This window comes from Pseudomonas sp. SbOxS1 (assembly GCF_013416725.1).
In the GTDB taxonomy this organism is placed as follows: domain Bacteria; phylum Pseudomonadota; class Gammaproteobacteria; order Pseudomonadales; family Pseudomonadaceae; genus Aquipseudomonas.
This window is the reverse complement of the sequence record NZ_JAAVXC010000042.1, coordinates 1-24,206: the sequence shown is the minus strand read 5'-3', so window position 1 is coordinate 24,206 and position 24,206 is coordinate 1. Positions and strand designations below refer to the sequence as shown.

17 protein-coding genes and 4 tRNA genes are annotated in these 24,206 nt (G+C 60.1%); 7 read left to right on the top strand and 14 right to left on the bottom strand.

The features are described 5' to 3' along the window. Positions 1–207: 207 nt before the first annotated feature. The 3 genes from HFK74_RS28795 to HFK74_RS28785 all read right to left on the bottom strand — a co-directional run bounded on the left by HFK74_RS28795 (position 208) and on the right by HFK74_RS28785 (position 5,118). On the bottom strand, positions 208–1,779 hold the full coding sequence (locus tag HFK74_RS28795; protein WP_180206478.1) for an amidase: 1,572 nt from the start codon (positions 1,777–1,779) through the stop codon (positions 208–210). Between the two features lie 165 nt (positions 1,780–1,944). Continuing rightward, positions 1,945–3,597: a methyl-accepting chemotaxis protein gene (locus tag HFK74_RS28790; RefSeq protein WP_180206477.1), complete on the bottom strand. Its 1,653-nt coding sequence runs from the start codon at positions 3,595–3,597 to the stop codon at positions 1,945–1,947. Between the two features lie 57 nt (positions 3,598–3,654). Continuing rightward, a complete protein-coding gene (locus HFK74_RS28785) occupies positions 3,655–5,118 on the bottom strand; it encodes a coniferyl aldehyde dehydrogenase (RefSeq protein WP_368738183.1) in 1,464 nt (487 codons plus the stop codon). A 170-nt stretch (positions 5,119–5,288) separates the two neighbouring features. Here HFK74_RS28785 and HFK74_RS28780 point away from each other — a divergent pair, with 170 nt between their 5' ends. The 5 genes from HFK74_RS28780 to HFK74_RS28760 are packed head-to-tail and all read left to right on the top strand — an operon-like array spanning position 5,289 to position 10,558. After that, positions 5,289–6,272, top strand: coding sequence for a flavin reductase family protein (locus HFK74_RS28780; RefSeq protein WP_180206475.1), 984 nt, complete (start codon positions 5,289–5,291; stop codon positions 6,270–6,272). Beyond that, positions 6,269–7,597 (top strand): MFS transporter, encoded by a 1,329-nt coding sequence (locus HFK74_RS28775; protein WP_180206474.1) that lies wholly within the window; start codon positions 6,269–6,271, stop codon positions 7,595–7,597. The genes HFK74_RS28780 and HFK74_RS28775 overlap by 4 nt, the downstream gene beginning before the upstream one ends. 45 nt (positions 7,598–7,642) lie before the next feature. Continuing rightward, a complete protein-coding gene (locus tag HFK74_RS28770; RefSeq protein ID WP_180206473.1) occupies positions 7,643–8,320 on the top strand; it encodes a TetR/AcrR family transcriptional regulator in 678 nt (225 codons plus the stop codon). A gap of 48 nt (positions 8,321–8,368) precedes the next feature. Continuing rightward, entirely contained in the window at positions 8,369–9,499 is a 1,131-nt protein-coding gene (locus HFK74_RS28765) for a carbon-nitrogen hydrolase family protein (RefSeq protein WP_180206472.1), read from the top strand. Positions 9,500–9,502: 3 nt separating this feature from the next. Then, entirely contained in the window at positions 9,503–10,558 is a 1,056-nt protein-coding gene (locus tag HFK74_RS28760; protein ID WP_180206471.1) for an AraC family transcriptional regulator, read from the top strand. A 342-nt stretch (positions 10,559–10,900) separates the two neighbouring features. Here the strand turns inward: HFK74_RS28760 and HFK74_RS28755 are convergent, their stop codons facing one another. The 11 genes from HFK74_RS28755 to HFK74_RS28705 all read right to left on the bottom strand — a co-directional run bounded on the left by HFK74_RS28755 (position 10,901) and on the right by HFK74_RS28705 (position 21,339). Then, positions 10,901–11,743, bottom strand: a complete 843-nt coding sequence (locus HFK74_RS28755; protein WP_180206470.1) for a DUF2242 domain-containing protein — start codon at positions 11,741–11,743, stop codon at positions 10,901–10,903. A gap of 202 nt (positions 11,744–11,945) precedes the next feature. Then, positions 11,946–13,817, bottom strand: a complete 1,872-nt coding sequence (locus HFK74_RS28750; protein WP_180206469.1) for a SurA N-terminal domain-containing protein — start codon at positions 13,815–13,817, stop codon at positions 11,946–11,948. A gap of 232 nt (positions 13,818–14,049) precedes the next feature. After that, on the bottom strand, positions 14,050–14,322 hold the full coding sequence (locus tag HFK74_RS28745; protein ID WP_002552737.1) for an HU family DNA-binding protein: 273 nt from the start codon (positions 14,320–14,322) through the stop codon (positions 14,050–14,052). Positions 14,323–14,470: 148 nt separating this feature from the next. Further along, complete coding sequence (gene lon, locus HFK74_RS28740) at positions 14,471–16,867, bottom strand: endopeptidase La (RefSeq protein ID WP_008062469.1); 2,397 nt, start codon at positions 16,865–16,867, stop codon at positions 14,471–14,473. Positions 16,868–17,028: 161 nt separating this feature from the next. Further along, entirely contained in the window at positions 17,029–18,312 is a 1,284-nt protein-coding gene (clpX, locus tag HFK74_RS28735) for an ATP-dependent Clp protease ATP-binding subunit ClpX (protein WP_007946893.1), read from the bottom strand. 111 nt (positions 18,313–18,423) lie between these two features. Further along, positions 18,424–19,059, bottom strand: a complete 636-nt coding sequence (gene clpP, locus HFK74_RS28730; RefSeq protein WP_008062468.1) for an ATP-dependent Clp endopeptidase proteolytic subunit ClpP — start codon at positions 19,057–19,059, stop codon at positions 18,424–18,426. A 93-nt stretch (positions 19,060–19,152) separates the two neighbouring features. After that, positions 19,153–20,463 carry a trigger factor gene (tig, locus tag HFK74_RS28725; RefSeq protein ID WP_180206468.1) on the bottom strand — a complete coding sequence of 437 codons (1,311 nt, stop codon included), beginning with the start codon at positions 20,461–20,463 and terminating at the stop codon, positions 19,153–19,155. A 395-nt stretch (positions 20,464–20,858) separates the two neighbouring features. After that, positions 20,859–20,934, bottom strand: a tRNA-His gene (locus HFK74_RS28720). A gap of 78 nt (positions 20,935–21,012) precedes the next feature. Then, positions 21,013–21,097, bottom strand: a tRNA-Leu gene (locus tag HFK74_RS28715). Positions 21,098–21,154: 57 nt separating this feature from the next. Then, positions 21,155–21,230 (bottom strand) — tRNA-His (locus HFK74_RS28710). A 32-nt stretch (positions 21,231–21,262) separates the two neighbouring features. Continuing rightward, positions 21,263–21,339: transfer RNA gene (locus HFK74_RS28705), tRNA-Arg, on the bottom strand. Positions 21,340–21,614: 275 nt separating this feature from the next. Between HFK74_RS28705 and folD the strand changes: the two genes are divergently transcribed. Both folD and pbpG read left to right on the top strand, forming a co-directional pair. Next, complete coding sequence (gene folD / locus HFK74_RS28700) at positions 21,615–22,469, top strand: bifunctional methylenetetrahydrofolate dehydrogenase/methenyltetrahydrofolate cyclohydrolase FolD (protein ID WP_046817994.1); 855 nt, start codon at positions 21,615–21,617, stop codon at positions 22,467–22,469. A gap of 238 nt (positions 22,470–22,707) precedes the next feature. Then, complete coding sequence (gene pbpG, locus HFK74_RS28695; protein ID WP_180206467.1) at positions 22,708–23,649, top strand: D-alanyl-D-alanine endopeptidase; 942 nt, start codon at positions 22,708–22,710, stop codon at positions 23,647–23,649. The last annotated feature ends 557 nt before the right edge of the window (positions 23,650–24,206 follow it).

Sequence of the window (24,206 nt, the reverse complement as noted above, 5' to 3'; positions counted from 1 at the left end):
ATCAAAAACAGTATTGCAGAAAAGGGGGTAACCATAGATGTAAGAGCGAAACCATAAGCCGCCGTTACCGCAGGAATGGATATGTACTCCGAAAAAATATAGGTCGGCTGTCAGGACGCCTTCGCCGGCAAGCCGGGCTCCTACAGGCTGCGCAAGTCGCCGTTACCGAAGAAACGGATATGTACACCATTCCATCCCAATGCGCCGTTACAACACGGCGCGTCTTGCAGCCCACGGATGGGCCTGCTCCAACTGACTAGCCAGACGCAACAGCACGTCCTCGCCACCCAACCGGGCAGTGAACATCATGCCCACCGGCAGGCCGTTGTCACTCTGACCCAAGGGTAGCGAGATGGCCGGCTGCCCGCTGACGTTGGCCAGCGCGGTGAAGCCGGCGCTGCCCATGGCGTTGTGGGCGTAGCTATCCCAAGGTTGATCCAGGGACAACAGGCCGAGCTTCGGCGTCAGGCTGCCGGTGACCGGCGAGAGGATCACGTCGTAGCGTTCGAAGTGCTGCTCCATGATCGCGCCGATGCTCTCGAACGATTGGCGGGCGCGATACAGGTCCTCGCCACTGGTGCCCTTCGCACGCTCCAGGTTGACCAAGGTGATCTTTTCCAGGTCCTGCGCCGTGACAGCGCGCCCGAGCAGCTGTTCACGGTCGTGGATCAGGGTCCGCAGCCCGGTGCCGATCACCGAGCCATGGGCACCGAACAACTGGCGTGGATCGACATTGAGCGTCAATTCGTCGATCTCGTGCCCCAGGGCCAGCAGTTGCTTGATGGTCTGCTCCAGCGTGGCGGCAATCGCCGGTTCAAGCGGCGCGCCGGTCATCGATTGGCGCACCACGGCCACGCGCAGTTTGCCCGGGTCTTTCTGCAACTCTTGCACATAGGGTCGTACCAAGGGTGGGCACCAGTAGGCGCTGCCCGCTTCATGGCCTTGCCCGACGTCGAGGAACAACGCGGTATCACGCACCGTGCGCGAGACCACGTTGGCCGCGCTGGCGCCAAACCAGCCTTCGAAATGCAGCGGTCCGCTGGGGGTGCGATAGCGACTGGGCTTGAGCCCGACCAGGCCGCAGTACGAGGCCGGAATACGGATCGAACCGCCGCCATCGGTGGCATGGGCCACGGGCACGATCCCCGCTGCCACCGCCGCTGCCGCGCCTCCGGAGGAACCGCCCGCGCTCATGGCCAGGTTCCAGGGGTTATGGGTCTGGCCCCAGGCCAGGGATTCGGTGGTGGTGGTCAAGCCGAACTCGGGGCATGTGGACTTGCCGAATGGCACCGCGCCGGCCTGCTCATAGCGAGCGATCAGGGTGCTGGTGCGGGCGGCGGGCGGTGCCTCCTTGAACATCCGGCTACCGTTGCTGGTGACGGTGCCTTGCAGCGAGGTATTGAGGTCTTTGATCAGCAGTGGCACACCGGCCAGGGCGCCCTGGTTCTGGGTACCGGCGGTGCGGCGCTGGGCCAGCAGGGCATTGGCGTAGGCTTCGTGCAGCATGTTCACTGCATTGACCCTGGGGTTGACCTCGTTGCAGCGGGCCAGCGTCGCCGCCAGCAGGTCCTCGGCACTCAGCTCGCCGCTGCGGATCGCCTGGCTCATGGCCCAGGCATCCATCGACTGGTAGTCGCTGGCTGAAAGACCCGTCGCGCGGGCGTCGGCAAAGCGCCCCAAAAGCCCGACGCCGACCGCCACGGCACCGGCCTTGAGCACGCTGCGGCGTGGCCAGTTGGTGGTGGTGGGATTTAGTGGTGCGTTTTCGTGGTTATCCATGGTAGTGATCACGCCCTGATGATGATTGTTGTATTTGTTGTGCATGGGAGACCTTGTAGGAGCGAGGCTTGCCCGCGAAGAACGATAACGCGGTGAGTCAGATGCACCGCGGCGCCCCGTTCGCCGGCAAGCCGGGCTCCTACAGGGAACCAGGCGCAGCGGTGTTCAAGCGACATTGAAGCGTGCCGACAACTGATCCAGTGCCCGCGCCAGTTGCTCCAGGTCCGAGGCGGCCTCCGCGCTGCGCCCGGCATTGGCCGACAGCGCACCGGTGCCGGTGGAGACGCTCTCGACCCTGGTGACCATTTCCCGCGTGACTCGCACCTGTTCGGTGATCAGCGTGGCGATGGTGTCCACGCTGCGGATCACGTCATCGGTACCGCTGCGAATCTGCGCCACCGAATCGCCGGCCTCATGGGCCAGGTTGACGCCGTCACGCACCCGGCTGACCACCCTTCCCATGCCGTCGACCACCGCCAGCGTGCCTTCTTGAATACGCTGCACGGTGAGGTCGATTTCACCGATGGAACTGGCGGTACGCTGGGCCAACAGCCGAACCTCGTCGGCCACCACGGCAAACCCGCGCCCCGCCTCGCCGGCCCGCGCGGCCTCGATGGCGGCGTTCAGTGCCAGGAGGTTGGTCTGCTCGGCAATGCTGCGAATCACCTTGAGCACGTGGCTGATCTCCCCGGAAAACCCTTCGAGCTGGCGAATGTGCACGGCCGTGGCGCTGATCACGTCGCTGATGCGATTCATCTCCTGGGCCATGTCGCGAATAAAACCCTCGCTCCTGCCCGAGCGCTGCGCCGAATGCTGGGTGATATCGCGAGACACGCCGACCTGGTTGTCCACTTCGCCGATCGACCCCGACAGGTCCTCCACCGCCCGGGAAATCCCGCGCACCGCCTCCGCCTGTTGCTGGGTGGCCGTGGAGGCCGACTCCGCCGATTCGGCCATGTGCGCCGCTTCGCGACTGACCCGTTGCACCAGCTCGCGCATTTGTGAAATGAGCCCGTGCAGGCTGTCACGCATCAGCGCAATGTCGCGCAGCATCAGTGCGAATTCGTCACCGCCCTTGATCTCGATCGGTTGCACCAGGTCGCCACTGGCGATGGCCCGAACGCTGGCTCCCGCCTGGGCAAACGCACGCTTGAGCCGACGCAACGTGGAAAACGCGGTGAGGCTGCCCGCCAGCCCGCCCACCACCGCCAGCAACATGTACGCCAATAGCGTCGAGCGATAGCGACGCTGTGCCGCCTCGTAGGCTTGTGCCGCGCTGGCCTTCTGCAACGCTTGCAACTTGCCCAGCTCGACCATGGCCGCGTTGCCTTCAGGCTCGGCCATGCGCAGGTAGGACATGATTCCCGGCAGGCGAAAATCACCGACGCGCAAGGAGTCCAGGAAGATACCCAACTCTTCCTGCCAGGCCTGATAGTGCTTGTCGAACGCCTCGGCTGCCTGCTGTTCTTCACCGCTCAAGATGCGCAGGCGATAGCTCGCCCAGACCTCGGTCAGCGCCCGGTCATTGCTCTCGATGGCACTCAGGGTGGCTTCCACCGGACGGTCGAACGCCGCCACCAGTGGCCCTTCCGGGTCCTGCTGGATCGCCAGCAGGACCTGGCGCCGGCTTTCATCGAGCCGCTGCCTGATGTCGCCGAACATCAACAACGTCGCCAGGTTGTCCTCGTTGATTGCCCGCAGACTGTCGCGCGCCTGCTGCAAGCCATAGGCACCGAACAGCACCGCCAGGGCAAACAGCAAGGTCGCCAACAGCGCCCAGAGCCACAGGCGCTGGGCGATAGTAATTGCCTTGAACATGATCAGTGGCCTGTCCCATGCAGCGGAGGGGGCGCGCAAGGCACCCCAACGCCGGAATTAGTCGCGAGTGACCCCGGCCAGCATGGCCGCCAGGTAGTGCTCGCCATACGGCGGCAACAGGCCCCATTCACGACGCGGGTCGTGAGCCGAGGCCTTGAACACCGTGCGCAGGTGACTGAATTCGAGAAAGCCTTCGCGGCCATGGTAATGGCCCATGCCCGAGGCACCGATGCCACCGAACGGCGCATCGTGCAGGGCGGCATGCATCATCACATCGTTGATGGTGACGCCCCCGGACAGGGTGTGCTCCAGAACGCGATGTTGCTCCTGTGCATCCTCGCCGAAGTAATACAGTGCCAGCGGACGCGGCCTTGCGTTGATCTGCGCGATGACCTGGTCGAGGTCGTCATAGCTGAGCACGACCATGGCCGGGCCAAAGATTTCCTCGTGCATGATTTCGCTGTCCAGGGCCGGATCCACCACCACCCGCAGCGGGCGACGGCGGTCCTGGGCATCCACGGCCAGGGGTTCAGGCAGGCACTCGATGCGCGCACCGCGCGACAGCGCGTCCTCGACCAGGCCCTCGACCCTCTCCAGGTGGCGCGGGTTGACCACCGCCACCACATCCGGGTTGCCGGCCACGGTCGGGTTGAGGTCGCGATAAGCACTGCGCAGCGCATCGAGGAAGGATTCGAGTCGGGCCTTGGGTACATAGACCAGGTCCGGGTTGATGCAGATCTGTCCGCCATTGGTGGCCTTGCCAGCGGCGATGCTGAACGCGGTTTTGTTCAGGTCGGCACTGGACGAAACGATCACCGGCGACTTGCCGCCGAGCTCCAGGGTCACCGGTACCAGGTTTTTCGCGGCATTGCCCATCACCCGCCGACCAATCGCGGTGCTGCCGGTGAACACCAGGTGGTCGAAGGGTTGGCTGCTGAAGGCCTCGCCCAGTTCCGGGCCACCATTGACCACCGCCACCACCAGTGGGTCGAGGTGTTCGGCGCACAGGCGCGCCACCAGTTCGGCGGTCCGTGGCACTACTTCCGAAGGCTTGAGGATGGCCCGGTTGCCGGCCGCGAGCGCGGAGGCCAACGGGCTGAACAAGGTGTACAGCGGCGCGTTCCAGGTGCCCAGGATGCCCACCGTACCTTTTGGCTGGTGCATGACCCAGGCCCTGGCGCCGAGCTGGTCATAGGGGGAAAACATCTCGCGCGGTTCGTCCTGCATCCACCCTTGCAGATGGTCGCGGGCATATTTGAGTGAAGCCAGGGCGCCGAGCACATCATTCATCAGGGAAAAACCGGCAGGCCGTCCGCCAAAGTCCTGGTCGATGGCCGTGGTCAATGCCGCGTGATTGTCGACCAACAGGTCGATCACTTGCTGCAGGCGCTGGCGACGGGTCTCGGCGCTGACACCGCCGGCGCTGGCAAAGGCTTCTTTCTGGCGCGCCAGCAGGCTGGAAAGGTCTTGGTCGCAAGACATCGTTGAACTCATTGTTATCCCCTTGCAGGTTGGCTCGATGGCCGTTGAGCGCCCGATGCGCCTGGCGCCACCCTAGCCTCGCGGGCCGCTGCGCCGCCTCGTCCAATCGGACGAGGTCCTGCATTAGTGTTAGTCCGTTGAGACGATGTTGAGCACCTGCAAACGCCCAATACTGGCCATACGAAAACCTCCACTCCATGAGGCCAGTCATGGCAATGCAAAATATCAGCTTCGATCCCCAGGCATTCCGTACCGCGCTCGGCACGTTCACCACCGGGGTCACGATCATCACCACCCAGACCGAAGACGGCTCGCCCGTGGGCATCACCGCCAACAGCTTCAACTCGGTGTCGCTCAACCCGCCGCTGGTGCTCTGGAGCCTGTCCAAGCAAGCGCGCAGCCTGCCGGTCTTCAGCAGCGGCAAGCATTGGAACGTGCACGTGCTGTCGACGGAACAAGAGAGTCTGTCGGGGCGTTTCGCCACCCAGGGCGAGGACAAGTTCGCCGAGATCGAACTGGACAACGGCATCAGCGAGGCGCCATTGCTGCAAGATTGCACGGCGCGCTTCCAGTGCCGCACGGCGTTCCAGTACGAAGGCGGCGACCATGTGATTTTCGTCGGCGAAGTCCTCGCCTTTGATCACAGTGATCGTGCACCGCTCGCATTCCAGAGCGGCCAATATGCCCTGGCCACGCGCAAGCCCCGCAGCGAGCTGCGCCTGGCGACCACGCCACCACCGCCCGAGTGCAGCTACACCGAGGATTTGCTTGGCTACCTGCTGGGGCGCGGTCACTACCAGGCGCTCAATGCCCTGCGACAACTGCTGAACAGCCAGCAGCTGGACGAACAATCGTTCTTTGTACTGTCGATCCTGTGTATCCGCGATGATATGACGCTGGAGGAAATCAACACCTTCGTCACCTACACCGGCCGCGAAGTGACCCTGGCCAGCATGCGTTTTCTCGAACGCCAGCGCCTGGTGGCCTTCGAGGGTCCGGCACAATCGCCACGTTTTGTCCTCACCGCCCAAGGCCGCGAAGTGTCCCTGCATCAGTTGGCGCTGGCCAAGGCCGTGGAAGAAGACCTGTCGGCCAAGCTCGGCGCCGCCGATGCACAAGCCTTGAAGGTCTTGCTCAAGCGCCTGATCGTCGTGAGCGACCCGGGCCTGCCTGATCTGTGGGCACCGCGATGACCGCCCGCGCGGGGACGTTGCCGACGGCCACGGTCGGCTGGGGCAGCCATGGCTTGCTGTTGCTGCTGGCCATGGTGTTTGCCGACAACTTCGTCGGACGACAGATACTCGCGGTCATGGTCGAACCGATCAAAGCCGAATTCGGCGTCGGCGACACCGCCATCGGCCTGATCTCGGGCCTGGCGTTCGCGTCGGTCTATGCTCTCATGGGCCTGCCGGCCGGGCGGCTGGTGGATCGCATGCCGCGCATCCGCCTGCTGGCCATGTCTTGCCTGCTCTGGGCGGTGGCAACCCTGGCGTGCGGGTGGGCGGGCAGTTTCCTGGCGCTGGGCATTGCGCGCATGCTGGTTGCCGTCAGCGAATCGCCGACCACGTCGGCCTCGCTGTCGTTGATCGCCGACCTGTATCCGCCACATCGACGCTCATTCGCCATCAGTTGCTTTACCGCGGCACCGACGTTTTCCTCGATCATCGGCTTGAGCATCGGCGCCTGGGTGGTCGAGCACTATGGCTGGCGCAGTGCATTCATTGCGCTGGGGATACCCGCCCTGGTGTTCTGTGCGATCCTGGCCTTTGTCGTGCGCGAACCGCAGCGTGGCCGCTGGGACCTCACGCCACACACCCACACAGCGCCCGCGCTGCTTGGCATGGGCGCCGAAGCCCGCAAGCTGTGGGCGTTGCCGGCTTACCGTTGCCTGATCCTCGCGGGCGGCCTGACCACGCTCAGCGCCTATGCCATTGCCATGTGGAACACCAGTTTCCTGGTGCGCTCCCACGGCTTGTCACTGCAACACGCCGGCTTGCTGGCGGGTGTTGTCTGCGGGACCTCGGCCGGGTTCGGTGGCCTGCTTAGCGGCTGGTTGAGTGATCGTCTGTGCCGCCGCGATCCGCACTGGCAGGTGTCTATTCCGGTAGTGGGCCACCTGGCGGCGATCTGCGCGCTAGTCCCCTATCTGCTGTGGTCCGACGCCCTGCTGGTGTACCTGGGCGATGTGCCGATTCCAAGCGCCATGCTCTGGTGCGCGCTCTATTCCTTCTTTGCCGTGTGGTGGGTCGCGCCGTCCTACAACCTCGTCACGCAACTGGTGCCAGCCGGTAGACGCGGAACCGCCATGGCGCTGCAAACCATCGTCAGCACGCTGCTCGGGGTCGGCGTCGGGCCATTGTTGACCGGCTTGTGCAGCGACCTGTTGCTACCCCTGTTTGGCCACGAGTCATTGCGTTATGCGTTGCTGCTGGTCAACTTGCCGGTGCTTTGCGCGGTGCTGCTCTTGATGCGCACGGCGCACCATGCTGGCAGGACGGGCTATCGCCACGGCGAATAGATTTGCTTAAGACCACGTTTTAATTTTCCAGTCGACGGTACTCCAATGCCAACCAACAGCGCATCAGCCAACCCGGTACACAGCGCCCGCGATCGACTGCTTGACGCGGCACTCGAACTCTTCGCCACACACGGCTATCAGGCCATCGGCTTGCGCGACCTGGCGAGCTACCTCGGGCTGCATGCCGGATCGCTCTACCACCACATCGAAAACAAGCAGGCCCTGTTGTTCGAGCTCATCGAGTCGGCCTTGTCGGACTTGCTGCACGACACGCAGCGGCGAATGAAAGGCGCGCGAAGCCCTCGCGGACGTCTGCAGTCGTTCATCCAGGCCTTCGTCACCTTCCACTTCAATGAAAAATACAAACTGACCCTGATCAGCCGTGAATTCACGAATCTGACTGAAGAACAGAAGCAGCAGGTTATCCAGCTGAGAAACAGATATGCCGCGGTCTTGAACGCCATCATCACGGACACGCAAGGCGAGAAAGGCGCACGCGGTGGCGACCTCTGCCCGACCACCAGTGCGGTGATTGCCATGCTGTTTGGCCAGTCACAGTGGTACACCCTCGAGACAAGCGAATCCCAACTGACAGACACACTGACGGATGTTGTGACGTGCATTATCGCCAGCAAGCAGAAGACCAAGGCACCTGCGGCGCGGCCAATTGCGCGCAGCGCTGTCAATTTTCCCCACCCACCCCCTGATTCGCTTTATCCTTGATGCAGATGAAAAGCCATGAATCCTGCATACGGCTGTTGACTGTTCCCCATGCGCAAACTTCTGTACCTGACTTTCTCCATGGCGTTGATCGCCGCTCTAACGACCTACGCCATGTGGGCCGCGGATCGCCCGACGGGGCTTTACCTCTCGGATCTGCGGATCGATGTCGCCGTCGACCAGGGCACGCCCGCTGACCGCGGCAACTTGCTGGGCATCCAGCCCGAGCTATTTCCCACCGACTACCAAAGCCCCGAACGCTTGCACCGCAAACTCGCCGCTTACTTGCAGACGGCCCGGGATCAGGGGCTGCTGAATGAAAAAACCATCGTCGTATTGCCCGAGCATGTGGGCACCTGGCTGATGGTCAGCGGCGAAAAGGACGAGTTGTACCAGGCCACCACGTTCAAGGAAGCCATGAACTGGCTGGCCGTGAGCAATCCTTTGAAGTTCCTCCGCGCGCTGATCGGTGCCGAGGGTGACAGCCGTATCGACGACGCGCACCTGCGCATGAAAGCCAAAGGCATGGCCAGGGATTACCAGGCGCTGTTCGGCGGGCTGGCCAAGGAATTTCACGTCACCCTGGTGGCAGGCTCCATCGTGCTGCCCGAACCCAGTGTCATCGACGGTACGCTGAAAATCGGCCGTGGCGCGTTGTTCAACAGCAGCGTGGTGTTTGGCCGCGATGGCCTGCCCATCGGCCAGCCCCAGCGCCAGATGCATCCGGTTTTCGAGCAGCAGGAGGCGATCAAGGCCAACGGCGAACACACCCTCAATGTCGTCGACACCCCGGCCGGGCGCCTGGGCGTGCTGATCGGCAGTGACAGCTGGTACCCGGACAACTACCGCAAACTCGACACTCAACAGGCACAGCTGGTCGCAGTCCCGGCGTTCGTTGCCGGCCGTGGTAGCTGGGACCAGCCGTGGCGTGGCTACAGGGACTCATCGACACCCGGCTCCGTCAGCCTCAAGGCCGGGGAAGTCAGTGAAGGCCAGGCCTGGCAGCGCCTGAACCTGAGCACTCAAGCCCCCGCCAGCCAGGCCATCGCCGGCATGAGCGTATTCCTGCGTGGACAGTTCTGGGACCAAGGCAGCGCCGGGCAGAGTTTTCTCAGCAGCAACGGCCAGCATTTCGCCGATGGCAAGGCCCGTGGCGCGCGCTTGCTGAACCTTTGGCTGTAGGCCATGAAACCCGCCCCCATGCGCCTGGGAGATCTATCGGTGGGCTTTGTTCACAGCCTGGCCGACGCCGTGCGCAGCCACGGCACGGATCCGCAGCCACTGCTCGAGCAATACGGCCTCGATGCGGCCCGACTGGGTGAAGCCGGTGCCCGTCTGTCGATCCCGCGCTACATGCGCCTGGGCCACGCGGCCATCCAGTTGACCGGCAACCCGGCACTGGGCTTGCAGATGGGCCAGCTCAGCCGCTTGAGCCAGGCCGGCCTCGCCGGCGTCACTGCAGCCCAGGCACCGACGGTGCGTGAGGCGGCGCGCTGCCTGATTCGCTTCGAAGCCTTGTATGGCTCCAACTATCGCGGTCAATCGAGCTTCCACGAGGACCCTCAGGGTGCCTGGTTGCGCTTCTATTCCATCAGCCCCTACAACGGCTATAACCGCTTCGTGGTGGACTCGATCATCTGCGGCTGGCTGCAACAATTGTCCAGCGTCAGCCCTGCCCGGCTGCGCGCCGAACGCATCGACATCGAGTTCGAAGCGCCCGATTACCGCACGGCCTACGAGGTGCTGGGCGACTGCCCGATCCAGTTTGGCGCCGAGCACAATCAGTTGCGCCTGAGCCTGGCCAGCCTGGCCCAGCGCAACCCCGAGCACTGCCCCAGCACCTGGCGGCATCTGCTGCAACTGTGCGAGCGGGAGCTGGAGCAATTGACCCGCACCCGCAGCCTGCGTGAACGCATCACACAGCTGCTGGGGCCATTGCTCAATGGTGGCCGGGAACCCGACCTGGAAGAAGTGGCGGCACGCTTGAAACTGCCGGTGTGGACCTTGCGCCGCAAACTCGCCGAAGAAGGCACGCAATTTCGCGCGATTCTCAACGACACCCGTCGCGACCTGGCCATGACCTACATTCGCGATACCGAACTGGCGTTCGGAGAAATCGCCTACCTGCTGGGCTTTGCTTCAGCCGAAGCCTTTCAACGCGCCTTCAAGCGCTGGACCGCCCAGACACCTGGCGAGTTTCGTCGCAGTCGCAGGGAAACAGCCACCAGCAGCAAGCTTTAAGTTAGAGCTCGGTCGCGTCTTCGGCCGGCTCCAGTGGGTCCAGTTCAAACGCCTGATACTCGAGCAGTTCTTCTTGATAATCGTCCATTTTCGAATCCCCCACAGCTCATAAAAAAACGTCTGAATAAATGACCAGCGCCTTGAGCCTAAAGTGCCCGCATGAAAGAAAAATGACGCGGACACGACACTTCGTCGCCTACAGATAAAACGTAGCAGGCGATGGGGAATTTATCACAGGTTTTTTTCGCTGCAGGCCGCAGGACGACGGCCTGTTTGACGCGGATCAATCTTTGTTGCGGTGACAGGGGCCGGCACGCAAAGTTGCCTGGCCCCGTGACGCCATCACTGGCCAGTGATGGGCATGGCCCGGATCGGCTCCGAAGGTGGTGCCATGTCGCTCGGGTTGGCCGGTGGCGTTATCACTTCTTCGGTGGCAGGCGTTGGCTCGGCGGCCGGGCTCGAGGTAATCGGTGCGGCCTCGGGCGGTGGTGCTACCGGCTCGGAAGCGGCAGGCGCAACTTCGGCGGCCTTGGCGGCCTCTGGTGCCGGCGCAGGCTGTGCTGCGGATTCCGGGGCCAACGGTGCCGGGGTCGCCTTGGGCTCGGGCACGCCCAGGTCGGTTTTCGGCTTCTCGGGGATGTGCGCCGCTTCTTTCACTTCCTTGGGCAGGAACAGTTCAACCAGGGCGAAGAAACGCTCGTAGAACTTGGCAGAGGTGACAGTTTCGCTGGCGACCTTGACCATCGAGTCGTCGGACGAGCCGATCGGCATCGACACCGAACCCAGCACGCCGACACCGAGGCTTGCCGAGTTGTTGGTTTTCTTCAGCGCGTACTTGTCCTGCAAGGCGTTGGCGAACACCGTGGCGTGATGCGCCGAGGTGCCGTCTTCGGCGCAGACCACGCTGAAACTGATCTCCATGTGGTTTTCACCGGTCTGCTGGAAGCTCTTGTGGCCGCTGACCAGCTTCGGATCGCTGCTGGTGATGATATAGCCCTGGCTCAGCAAGGCCCGACGAGCGGCTTCACAGGAGACCGAATCGGTCACCGGATAGTTACGGGAAAACGTTCCGGAATCATCGAAGTTCTCATGCTCGTAGATGGCGGCTTTCTTCGACGAACAACCGGCAGCAGCAGCCAGCACCAAGGCCAGCCCGACAACCCGCATGGGAATTGATTTAAACATTGAACATCCTGAGAGAAACGGTTCGGGGCGTATTGTGCAACAGATCGATGCTTAGCGGCGCACCGATTGTGTCTTAAAACAGTTACAAAACTGTTGACCCGATGGTCGGGAGAAAATTGCCTGCGTTGTGCAATGCGGGCAAAAAAAAGACCCCGGCCTTGCGGCCGGGGTCTTCGTATCATGCAAAAAGCTCGTACCCAGATCAGAAACGCTCGATCTTGGCCTCGCTTTCCAGCTGCTTGCGATAAGCAGCGAAGTCTTGCTGGCCAACGCGCGAAGCGAGGAAGCGACGGTATTGAGCCTTCTCTTCTTCGGTTGGCGTCGCGGACTCGTTCACGCCGTTCAGACGCACGATCATCAGATTGCCATCAGGCAAGGTGACACTGCTGAAGGTCGGCTTGTCCTTGGCGGCTGGCTTGGGCATGCGGAACAGCGCCTGCAGCACAGTCGGGTCCACACCTTCCTGGGCGCGGGTCGCGGCTTCGGTAACCTTCCAGTTCTGACCGTCGATCGGGCTGTCCAGTGGGGTCTTGCCATCGCGCAGGCTGGCAATCAGCTCGTCAGCCTTGGTCTTGGCGGCAGCACTGGCGTGCTCCCTGGCCAATTGCTCACGGATCGGGCCTTCGACCTTTTCCAATGGCAGTTGCGCAGGCTTGAGGTGTTCCTTGGCGCGCAACACGATCACGGTTTCCGGGTCGAGCTCGATGGCGGTGCTGTTGGCACCTTCATCCAGCACTTCCGGGCTGAACGCTGCGGTGATCACGGCACGGTTGGCCGCAATGCCTTCGCCACCTTCACGGCCGAACGGCTTGGAGGTGTGAACGGCCAGCTTCAAGTCCTGCGCAGGCTGGGCCAGGTCGGACGCTTCGAACGAGGCGTCTTCCAGTTGCTTGGTCGCTTCGACGAAACGCTGCTCGACCTGCTGGGCCTTCAATTCGCGGGTCAGCTTGTCTTTCAGGCTGGCGAATGTCGGCACTTCAGGCGCTTGCACGCCCAACAGCTTGATCAGGTGGAAACCGAAGTCGGTGCGAACCGGCTCGGAAACCTGATCCTTGGCCAACGCATACAGGGCTTTCTCGAACGCCGGGTCATACACGCCAGGACCTGCGTAGCCCAGGTCGCCGCCGTTGTTCGCCGAACCCGGGTCCTGGGAGAATTCCTTGGCCAGGGCTTCGAACTTCTCGCCCTTGTTCAGGCGGGCCTGGATCTCTTCGATCTTGGCCTTGGCCTGCGCTTCGGTGGTCTTGTCGTTCACTTCGATCAGGATGTGCGCAGCCTGCCGCTGTTCGGACAGGTTCGCCGTCTCTTTCTGATACGCCGCTTGCAGGTCTTCGTCCTTGACGCTGACCTGATCAAAGAAGGCAGCCTTCTTCAACTCCAGGTAATCGATGACCACCTGATCCGGCGTCATGAATTCCTTGGCGTGCTCGTCGTAATAGGCCTTGACCTCTTCGTCGGTCAGCTTAACGGCTGCCGGGTCGACCTTGATGTTCAAGGACGCGAAATCGCGGGTCTGTTTTTCCAGACGGGCAAAGGCCGCAACCTGGGCATCGGTGACGAAACCGCTGCCCGCCAAACCGGCGCGCAGCTGACCGATCAGCATTTCCTGGGCCAGCATCTGGCGGAATTGCATGCGGCTGTAGCCGAGTTGGCGAATCACCTGGTCGAAACGCTCAGGGCTGAACTTGCCGTCAACCTGGAACTCAGGCGTTTGCAGGATGACCTGGTCGAGCGCCGCTTCGGAGAAAGCGAATTTGGAGTTTTGTGCGCCTTGCAACAGCAGTTTGCGGTCGATCAGGCCTTTGAGGGCCGAATCGCGCAGCATTTTTTCGTCGAGCAAGGAGGCGTCGAAATCCTTGCCCAGCTGTTGCATGAGTTGACGGCGTTGCATATCGACCGCCTGGCTCAGCTCGTTCTGGCTGATTTCTTCACCATTGACCTTCGCCGCGTCATTTTTGTGCGTCGTAGCCTGGAAAATGGCGTCGAAACCGGTCAAAGCCATCAGTGCAACGATGACCCCGATAATGGTCTTGGCAATCCAGCCTTGTGAATTGTCCCTGATATTTTGCAGCATGCGTCCCCCATAAACGGTTGAACTTCAAATTAGGCAACCGTGGAGCGTGGGTAGAATCCGGATAGAAGAAAGGCGCATCCGAGGATGCGCCTTCTCGTAACTGGCGGAACGGACCGATGACTCGACCTTGCGAGCCTCGGTGTCTCGGACCGGCGAACTGCCGACTGGACTACCGCTCCGCTGCCAGGTCAGGCATGACCCCGACCCGGATAGGCAAAAACCTGAATGGAACTTAGTTGACAGCTTCTTTCAGTGCTTTACCAGCTTTGAAACCTGGTTTTTTGGCAGCTGCGATTTCCAGAGTCTTACCGGTCTGTGGGTTACGACCGATGCGAGCTGGACGATCAGTTACGGAGAAAGTACCGAAACCAACCAGAACCACGGAGTCGCCGGCCTTGAGAGCGCCAGTGACGGATTCGATTACAGCGTCCAGCGCACGGCCAGCAGCAGCTTTCGGGATATCAGCGGATGCAGCGATAGCATCAATCAGTTCCGACTTGTTCACTCTAAGTCCCCTTATATCTATTTGAGTATGATTCTAAGTTTTTTGGTGAAAGCAAAAACGAGTGCTGAATGGCCTACAGACACTTAAGAGCCGCTTTATAACAAGGGCTCTAAAAAGCTGTCAAGGAAGCCCCCCAGGCAAATACGTACTAATGCGTGCTAATTCTTTCCTTAGAATCCGACTCGCGTTTTTCATCCTTCGCGACTATCTCCGGAGCCACATCCGGCAAGGGCTCCGGGGCGTATTGCAGCGCAATTTGCAGGACCTCGTCAATCCATTTAACTGGTTTAATCTGAAGATCTTGCTTGATATTGTCCGGAATCTCCTTCAAATCGCGAACATTCTCTTCAGGAATGATCACGGTCTTGATTCCGCCACGATGCGCAGCGAGTAGTTTTTCTTTCAAGCCACCGATCGCCAATACCTGGCCACGCAGGGTGATTTCACCCGTCATGGCAACATCCGCGCGTACGGGAATGCTGGTCAGTGCCGACACCAACGCCGTGCACATGCCTACGCCCGCGCTCGGGCCGTCTTTCGGGGTCGCCCCTTCCGGCATGTGGATGTGCGTGTCGCGCTTCTCGTGGAAGTCCAGGGGAATCCCCAGGCTCTTGGCACGGCTGCGGACAACGGTCAGGGCTGCGGTGATCGATTCGACCATCACGTCACCCAGGGAACCGGTCTTGATCAATTGGCCCTTGCCCGGAACCACAGCGGCTTCGATGGTCAGCAATTCACCGCCCACCTGGGTCCACGCCAGGCCGGTCACCTGACCGATCTGGTCCTGCTGTTCTGCCAGGCCGTAGCGGAATTTGCGCACGCCCAGGAAGTGTTCCAGATCGTCCGCAGTGACCTTCACCGAGAAGCGTTTTTCCAGTGCATGCTCTTTGACGGCCTTGCGGCAGACCTTGGCAATCTGGCGCTCCAGGCCCCGTACACCGGCTTCGCGGGTGTAGTAGCGGATGATGTCGCGGATCGCTTCGGCGTCGAATTCCAGCTCGCCTTTCTTCAGGCCGTTGGCCGTGATCTGTTTGGGCGAGAGGTATTTGACCGCGATGTTGATCTTCTCGTCTTCCGTGTAGCCCGGCAGACGGATCACTTCCATCCGGTCCAGCAGCGCCGGCGGAATGTTCATGGAGTTGGAGGTGCACAGGAACATCACATCGGACAGGTCGTAATCGACTTCCAGATAGTGATCGTTGAAGTTGTGGTTCTGCTCGGGATCGAGCACTTCCAGCAACGCCGACGCCGGATCGCCACGCATGTCGCTGCCCATCTTGTCGATTTCATCGAGCAGGAACAGCGGGTTGCGTACACCCACCTTTGTCATCTTTTGAATCAATCTTCCTGGCATCGAACCGATGTACGTACGGCGATGACCACGAATTTCCGCTTCATCGCGTACGCCGCCGAGGGCCATGCGCACGAATTTACGGTTGGTGGCGTGTGCAATGGACTCCGCCAGGGAGGTTTTACCCACACCAGGAGGACCGACCAGGCACAACACCGGACCACGGATCTTCTTCACGCGCTTCTGCACGGCGAGGTATTCGAGGATACGTTCCTTGACCTCTTCGAGGCCGTAGTGATCGGCGTCGAGAATGTCTTCTGCGCGAGCCAGATCAAGGCGCACCTTGCTCTGGGCCTTCCACGGCACCTGGACCAGCCAGTCGATGTAGGAACGGACCACCGTCGCTTCGGCGGACATCGGCGACATTTGCTTGAGTTTGTTCAGTTCGGCGGTCGCCTTGGCGAGCGCGTCCTTGGGCAGGCCGGCGGCATCGATGCGCTTTTTCAGCTCTTCGACTTCGTTATGCCCTTCGTCGCTGTCACCGAGCTCTTTCTGAATGGCCTTCATCTGCTCATTCAGGTAGTACTCGCGCTGACTGCGCTCCATTTGTTTTTTGACACGCCCGCGAATGCGTTTTTCGACCTGCAGCAGGTCGATCTCGGCATCCAGCAAGGCCAGCACGTGCTCGACACGGGCCGACAAATCGATGATCTCGAGGATTTCCTGCTTCTGCTCGATTTTCAGCGCCATATGCGCGGCCATGGTGTCGACCAGGCGGCCTGGCTCATCGATGCTGTTGAGCGACGACAGGACTTCGGCAGGGACTTTCTTGCCCAACTGCACGTATTGTTCGAACTGCGACAGCAGGCTGCGAACGAACACTTCGGACTCGCGCTCTGGCGCATCGACTTCGTCGATCAATGAAACTTCGGCGCGGCAGTGGCCATCCACTTCGCTGAAGCGCTCCACGGCGCCGCGTTGCTCGCCTTCGACCAGAACCTTGACCGTGCCGTCAGGCAGCTTGAGCAGCTGCAGGACGGTCGCAATGGTACCTACGCGATAAAGTGCGTCTTCACCGGGATCGTCGTCAGCAGGGTTTCTCTGGGCCAGCAGAAGGATCTGCTTGTCGCCCGTCATCGCTGCCTCGAGGGCTTCGATGGATTTCTCGCGCCCCACGAACAGCGGGATAACCATGTGCGGATAAACCACGACATCACGCAATGGCAGGAGAGGCAATTCGATGGTTGTCTTCATGATTTCGCCTCTACGGCGGCCATATGGCCGGAAACAGATGGAAGTAAGCTTGAAACCAAGATGGGGGCTGCCTTGAAAAAAAACAAGCACAAAGACAGTGTTAAAACCTGGAAAAAGCAAAGGGGCCCGAAGGCCCCTTCTTTGTACCGGCTGCGCGACGCTTAGGCGTCTGGCGCGGCCTTGGCAGCAGGCTCACTGTTTTCGTAGATATACAGTGGCTTGGACTTGCCTTCTATAACGCTTTCGTCGATCACCACTTTACTCACCTCGGACTGCGAGGGGATTTCGTACATGGTGTCGAGCAGCACGCCTTCGAGAATCGAGCGCAGGCCACGGGCACCGGTCTTGCGTTCCAGCGCGCGTTTGGCGACCGATTTCAGTGCGTCGGCCCGGAATTCCAGGTCCACGCCTTCCATCTCGAACAGCTTGGCGTATTGCTTGGTCAGCGCGTTTTTCGGCTCGGTGAGAATCTGCATCAGAGCAGCTTCATCAAGCTCGTCCAGCGTGGCCAGGACCGGCAGACGACCGACGAATTCCGGGATCAGACCGAACTTGACCAGATCGTCAGGCTCGACTTCACGCAGGGACTCACCGACTTTCTTGCCTTCTTCCTTGCTGCGAACTTCCGCGTTGAAACCGATGCCGCCCTTGGTGGAACGGTTTTGGATAACCTTTTCCAGACCGGAGAACGCACCACCGCAGATGAACAGGATGTTACGGGTGTCGACCTGAAGGAATTCCTGCTGCGGATGCTTGCGACCACCCTGGGGCGGAACGGAAGCGACCGTGCCTTCGATCAACTTGAGCAGGGCCTGCTGCACGCCTTCACCGGAAACGTCCCGGGTGATCGACGGGTTGTCAGACTTGCGCGAAATCTTGTCGATTTCGTCGATGTAGACAATGCCCATCTGGGCTTTTTCCACGTCGTAATCGCACTTCTGCAGCAGCTTCTGAATGATGTTCTCGACATCTTCACCCACATAACCCGCCTCGGTGAGGGTGGTTGCGTCGGCGATGGTGAACGGAACGTTCAGCAAGCGGGCCAGTGTTTCGGCAAGCAGGGTCTTACCCGAGCCTGTCGGGCCGATCAGCAGGATGTTGCTCTTGCCGAGTTCGACGTCGTCATTCTTCTTGTCACGCTGGTTCAGGCGCTTGTAGTGGTTGTACACCGCTACGGCCAGAACCTTTTTCGCACGCTCCTGACCAATCACGTATTGATCAAGGATGCCGCTGATTTCTTTAGGCGAAGGCAATTTATGCGCGCTGCTTTCGGCCTGGGCTTCCTGCACCTCCTCACGGATGATGTCATTGCACAGGTCGACGCACTCGTCGCAGATAAAGACCGAGGGGCCGGCAATCAACTTGCGTACTTCATGCTGGCTTTTGCCACAGAAGGAGCAATAGAGCAGCTTGCCGTTGTCCTCGCCGTTGCGGGTGTCAGTCATTCGTTCGATCCAAATCCGATAGGCTTGCAACACAAGATGAAGGCTATTGCGGGCTTTTTCAAGCCCGCCGGTGATCGGACCTGCCGACCAGCCTCATTTTGAGCTGCTTATTTAAGCGGGGCGCTGGTTGATCACTTCGTCGATCAACCCGTACTCACGCGCGGCTTCTGCACTCATGAAGTTATCGCGGTTGGTGTCGCGCTCGATTTCTTCAAGGGTGCGCCCGCTGTGCTTGGCCATCAGCGTGTTGAGACGCTCACGAATGAAGAGGATTTCCTTGGCATGGATTTCGATGTCCGAGGCCTGGCCCTGGAAACCGCCCAGAGGCTGGTGAATCATCACACGCGAGTTCGGCAGGCAGTAACGCTTGCCTTTGGCACCGGCCGTCAGCAGGAATGCGCCCATGCTGCACGCCTGACCGATACAGGTGGTCGACACGTTGGGTTTGATGAACTGCATGGTGTCGTAGATCGACATGCCCGCTGTCACCGAACCGCCCGGGGAGTTGATATAGAGATGGATGTCCTTGTCCGGGTTTTCCGCTTCAAGGAACAGCAGTTGCGCACAGATCAGGTTGGCCATGTAGTCCTCTACCGGGCCCACCAGAAAGATCACTCGCTCCTTGAGGAGACGCGAGTAGATGTCGTAGGCGCGCTCGCCACGAGCGGACTGCTCGACAACCATCGGGACCAGGCCGCCTGCGGCCTGGATATCAGAGTTCTGCTGAATATACGAATTACGGAACATGCTCTGCAGTCACTCCCAAATAGTTATGTCTTGAATACGCATAAGCCAGCTCGAGAGCTGGCTTATGGTGTGTGCTTCTTAGCGCAAAAATGATCAGTCGGCTTGTGGAGCTTCTACCGGCTTGACCGCTTCTTCGTAAGAGACCGATTTGTCGGTCACGCTAGCTTTCTGCAGAACAGTATCCACAACTTGCTCTTCCAGCACAACCGAACGAACTTCGTTCAGTTGCTGGTCGTTTTTGTAGTACCAGGACACAACTTGCTCAGGCTCCTGATAAGCCGAAGCCATTTCCTGGATCATCTCGCGAACACGGGCTTCGTCAGGCTTGAGGTCGAATTGCTTGACCACTTCAGCCACGATCAGGCCCAGGACAACGCGGCGCTTGGCTTGCTCTTCGAACAGCTCGGCCGGCAGTTGGTCTGGCTTGATGTTGCCGCCGAACTGTTGAACAGCCTGCACGCGCAGACGGTCAACTTCGTTGGACAGCAGAGCCTTTGGCACTTCGATCGGGTTGGTGGCCAGCAGACCGTCCATGACCTGATTCTTCACCTTGGACTTGATCGCCTGACGCAGCTCGCGCTCCATGTTCTTGCGAACTTCGGTGCGGAAGCCTTCCAGACCGGTTTCCTTGATGCCGAATTGCGCGAAGAACTCTTCGTTCAGCTCAGGCAGTTTTGGCTCGGAAACGCTGTTCACGGTCACGGTGAACTCGGCGGTTTTGCCAGCCAGGTCCAGATTCTGATAATCCTCTGGGAAAGTCAGGTTCAGAACGCGTACTTCACCGGCTTTAGCGCCAACCAGGCCTTCTTCGAAGCCCGGGATCATGCGGCCGGAACCCAGCACCAGCTGAGTGCCCTTGGCGGAACCGCCAGCGAACACTTCACCGTCGACCTTGCCTTCGAAATCGATGTTCAGCTGGTCTTCGTTCTGGGCAGCGCGATCGGCCACTTCGAAACGGGTGTTCTGCTTGCGCAGGATGTCCAGCATTTTGTCCAGATCGGCATCAGCCACGTCAGCGCTCAGGCGCTCTACGGTGATACCTTCGAAACCGGCAACGGTGAACTCAGGGAACACTTCAAATACAGCGACGTATTCCAGGTCCTTGCCTGCTTCCAGGGATTTAGGCTCGATCGAAGGCGAACCAGCCGGGTTCAGCTTCTGCTCAACCACAGCTTCGTAGAAGGAAGACTGGATGACGTCGCCTACCGCTTCCTGGCGAGCTTCAGCGCCGAAACGACGCTTGATTTCGCTCATTGGCACTTTGCCTGGACGGAAGCCAGCAATCTTGGCCTTTTGGGCAGTCTGCTGCAGACGCTTGTTGACCTGAGTCTCGATGCGCTCAGCCGGCACGGTGATGCTCATGCGGCGCTCAAGAGCAGAAGTATTTTCAACAGAAACTTGCATGGATATTCCTCGTTGCACAGACGTTAGCCGGCCGTTTCCGACCCCAGAATCAAGGGCATGCATTCTAGTGGGTCAAACTCAAGAAGTCACCCTACTGAAAACGGGTAAAAACGCAGCAGGCAATTTATAGGTGCGAATGCACGAATGCACCTCGCCCCGGTGGCAAATACAGCCAATCACGCCAAGGCTCTGCGCCAACCCTTCCTTATATGGAGGAGGTTGCCAATCATCTCCCTGACAGCCGATCTTGCGAGCAAGGCCGGCGGGCAGCACGGCATCATCGGGAAACATAAAAACGACGAAACGCCCTGCCCTTGCGACCCGGAACCCGCAGTCGCTGAATCCGCTGAAACAAAAAAGGCGCCAGACTATTAATCTGGCGCCTTTTCGAAATATGGGGTGGACGATGGGGATCGAACCCACGACAACGGGAGTCACAATCCCGTGCTCTACCAACTGAGCTACGCCCACCATATTGCGTGCCAAAGAAGCCAAATCACTTCTTTGTAGAACCTCGACCACGCCAGGCGACATGGATGAAGTCTTGTTTGGTGCGGATGAAGAGACTCGAACTCTTACGCCTCGCGGCGCTGGAACCTAAATCCAGTGTGTCTACCAATTCCACCACATCCGCAAGATGAAGCCTTTAAAGCAAAGGCGCCAGACTGTTAATCTGGCGCCCTTCGAAATATGGGGTGGACGATGGGGATCGAACCCACGACAACGGGAGTCACAATCCCGTGCTCTACCAACTGAGCTACGCCCACCATATCGCGTTACTTGTGCCAAAGCTGCCTAATGGCGCACCCGGCAGGACTCGAACCTGCGACCATCCGCTTAGAAGGCGGATGCTCTATCCAGCTGAGCTACGGGCGCCTTGTTAATCTGTACTCTTGGAGGACTACAAACTAAGTGCTTTTCAGTCTTGCAGAACCGTAATCCCGCTCGACCTTCTTAACCAGTGCTAGGCTGTGCCCGACAAGTGCGACGAATAGTATAGAGCCCCCCGCAGGTCGTCAAATCCTTTTTGAAAAAAATTCATTTAATTAAAGGAGTTAGCGGAATTTGCAGACCAAGCGCCTTTGCCCTCACCGCATGACATGCGAGAATGCGCTCTCTTTTTTTCCCCTCTCGATGGTTAATCACGCGCAATGACTGCACAACTTATCGACGGCAAATCGATCGCCGCCAGCCTGCGCCAGCAGATCGCCCAACGCGTCAACGAGCGTCGCCAGCAAGGCCTGCGCACGCCCGGCCTCGCGGTGATCCTGGTCGGCAGCGATCCTGCCTCTCAGGTTTATGTCTCGCACAAGCGTAAAGACTGTGAAGAGGTCGGCTTCCTGTCCCAGGCCTATGACCTGCCTTCCGACACCACTCAACAAGCGCTGGCCGACCTGATCGATCGCCTCAATGACGATCCGGCGATTGACGGCGTCCTGCTTCAACTGCCTCTTCCTGAACACCTGGACGCTTCCAAATTGCTGGAACGCATTCGTCCGGATAAAGACGTCGATGGTTTCCATCCTTATAACGTCGGCCGCCTGGCCCAACGCATCCCGCTGCTGCGTCCATGCACACCTAAAGGCATCATGACCCTGCTGGAAAGCACCGGTGCCGATCTCTACGGCATGAACGCGGTGGTAGTTGGCGCTTCCAACATCGTCGGTCGCCCGATGGCGATGGAATTGCTGCTGGCCGGCTGCACCGTGACCGTCACTCACCGCTTCACCAAGGACCTGGCCGGCCATGTCGGCCGCGCCGACCTGGTGGTGGTCGCTGCCGGCAAGCCGGGCCTGGTAAAAGGTGAATGGATCAAGGAAGGCGCGATCGTGATCGACGTCGGCATCAACCGTCAGGAAGACGGCAAGCTGGTGGGTGACGTGATCTACGAAACCGCCCTGCCCCGTGCCGGCTGGATCACTCCGGTGCCGGGTGGCGTCGGCCCGATGACCCGCGCCTGCCTGCTGGAAAACACCCTGTACGCCGCCGAAACCCTGCACAGCTAAGGCTCAACGCAGCGGTAGCCAGCGACACAAGGAACCCCGCCCTTGGCGGGGTTCTTTTTGCCCGCGCAAGCGGTTCGACCATCCGCCGGAAAGTGACTTTTTTTTCATGTTTCCGGGGTCTTTCACCCCGCCCTCGAACAACCATCGACAGTTATTCAGCCATACTCCAGAATGTCGCGCTTTTTAAGTAATAGCCCGTTACAAAACGGCTTATCAACACATTATTGAGTCTGCCAGCGTGAAAATCCGTCTTTCCATCCTGAGCCTATTTTTTGCAGTTACAGGGACTTTCATCACGCCAATAGCCAGCGCGGGCGACACCACCACCGCAGCGCCCCGAGACACCACGCAACTCAAGCTCGCATCCGGCAGTTCGTTGCTGCTGGACATGCAGACCAACAAAATCATCTATGCCAGCAATCCGGACGTCGTCGTCCCCATCGCTTCCGTCAGCAAGCTGATGACCGGCCTGGTCGTGGTTGAAGCCCGGCAGAACATGGACGAATACATCAACATCAACATCAGCGACACGCCAGAAATGAAAGGCGTGTACTCCCGGGTAAAACTCAAGAGCGAACTGCCGCGCCGGGAAATGCTGCTGATTGCCCTGATGTCCTCCGAAAACCGTGCCGCCGCCAGCCTGGCCCACCACTATCCAGGCGGCTATGCGGCGTTCATTGCCGCGATGAACGCCAAGGCCCGCGCCCTGGGCATGACCAACACCCATTTCGTCGAGCCGACTGGCCTCTCCCCGCGCAACGTTTCCACCGCGCGCGACCTGAGCAAACTGTTGATTGCCGCGCACAAGTACCCGTTGCTGACAGAGTTGAGCACCACCAAGGAAAAAACCGTCACGTTCCGTAAGCCGATCTATAGCCTGGGCTTCCGTAATACCGACCATTTGGTGCGCAAGCCGGACTGGGACATCCAACTGACCAAGACCGGTTTCACTAACGAAGCAGGTCATTGCCTGGTGCTGGTGACCCGGATGAGCAATCGTCCGGTTGCCCTGGTGCTGCTTGACGCCTATGGCAAGTACACGCACTTCGCCGATGCCGCGCGTATCCGCAATTGGGTGGAAACCGGCAAGAGCGCGAACGTGGCTTCTGCGGCCTTGCAGTACAAATCGGACAAGAACCTCAAGCAGCGCCAGAGTGGTGTTGTTGAGGCTTCGAAGTAAGTAGGCGGATATCGAAGGCTTTGGATTGGGTGTATATCCGTCAGTGCGGTGACGACCACCTATGGTTTCGCCCTTACGGCGACTCACTTTTTCAAACGCCGGAGTGCCGGCCCAGCAAAAAGTAAGCAAAAGGCTTTGCCCCACCACTCGGTGCCTCGCTTAGGCTCGGCATGCCCTCACTCCGGCATTGCTCCGTGGGTCGCCGCGATGGGCCACCCCTGGCCCAGCGCGGCTAAACCGGCGTCCTGCCGGTTTACCCACTGCGCAATGCCTGCGTTCGGCCATCGTGGTTAACGGGGCACCCCAGATCCAAAGCCAAAGCGAGGCGGCCTGACAGCCGACCTGATCTTTGCAGATACCCCCAATCCCCCGTAGGAGCCAGGCTTGCCGGCGAACCAGGCGCTGCGGTGTGTCTGTTGTACCGTGTTATCGTTCTTCGCCGGCAAGCCTGGCTCCTACAGGGGGAATGCGGACAGACCTGCAATCAGGTCGGCTTTAAGGCCGCCTCGCTTTTGCGTTTGATCTTGATCTGGCTTTTGATTTTCTTGCCCCATCGA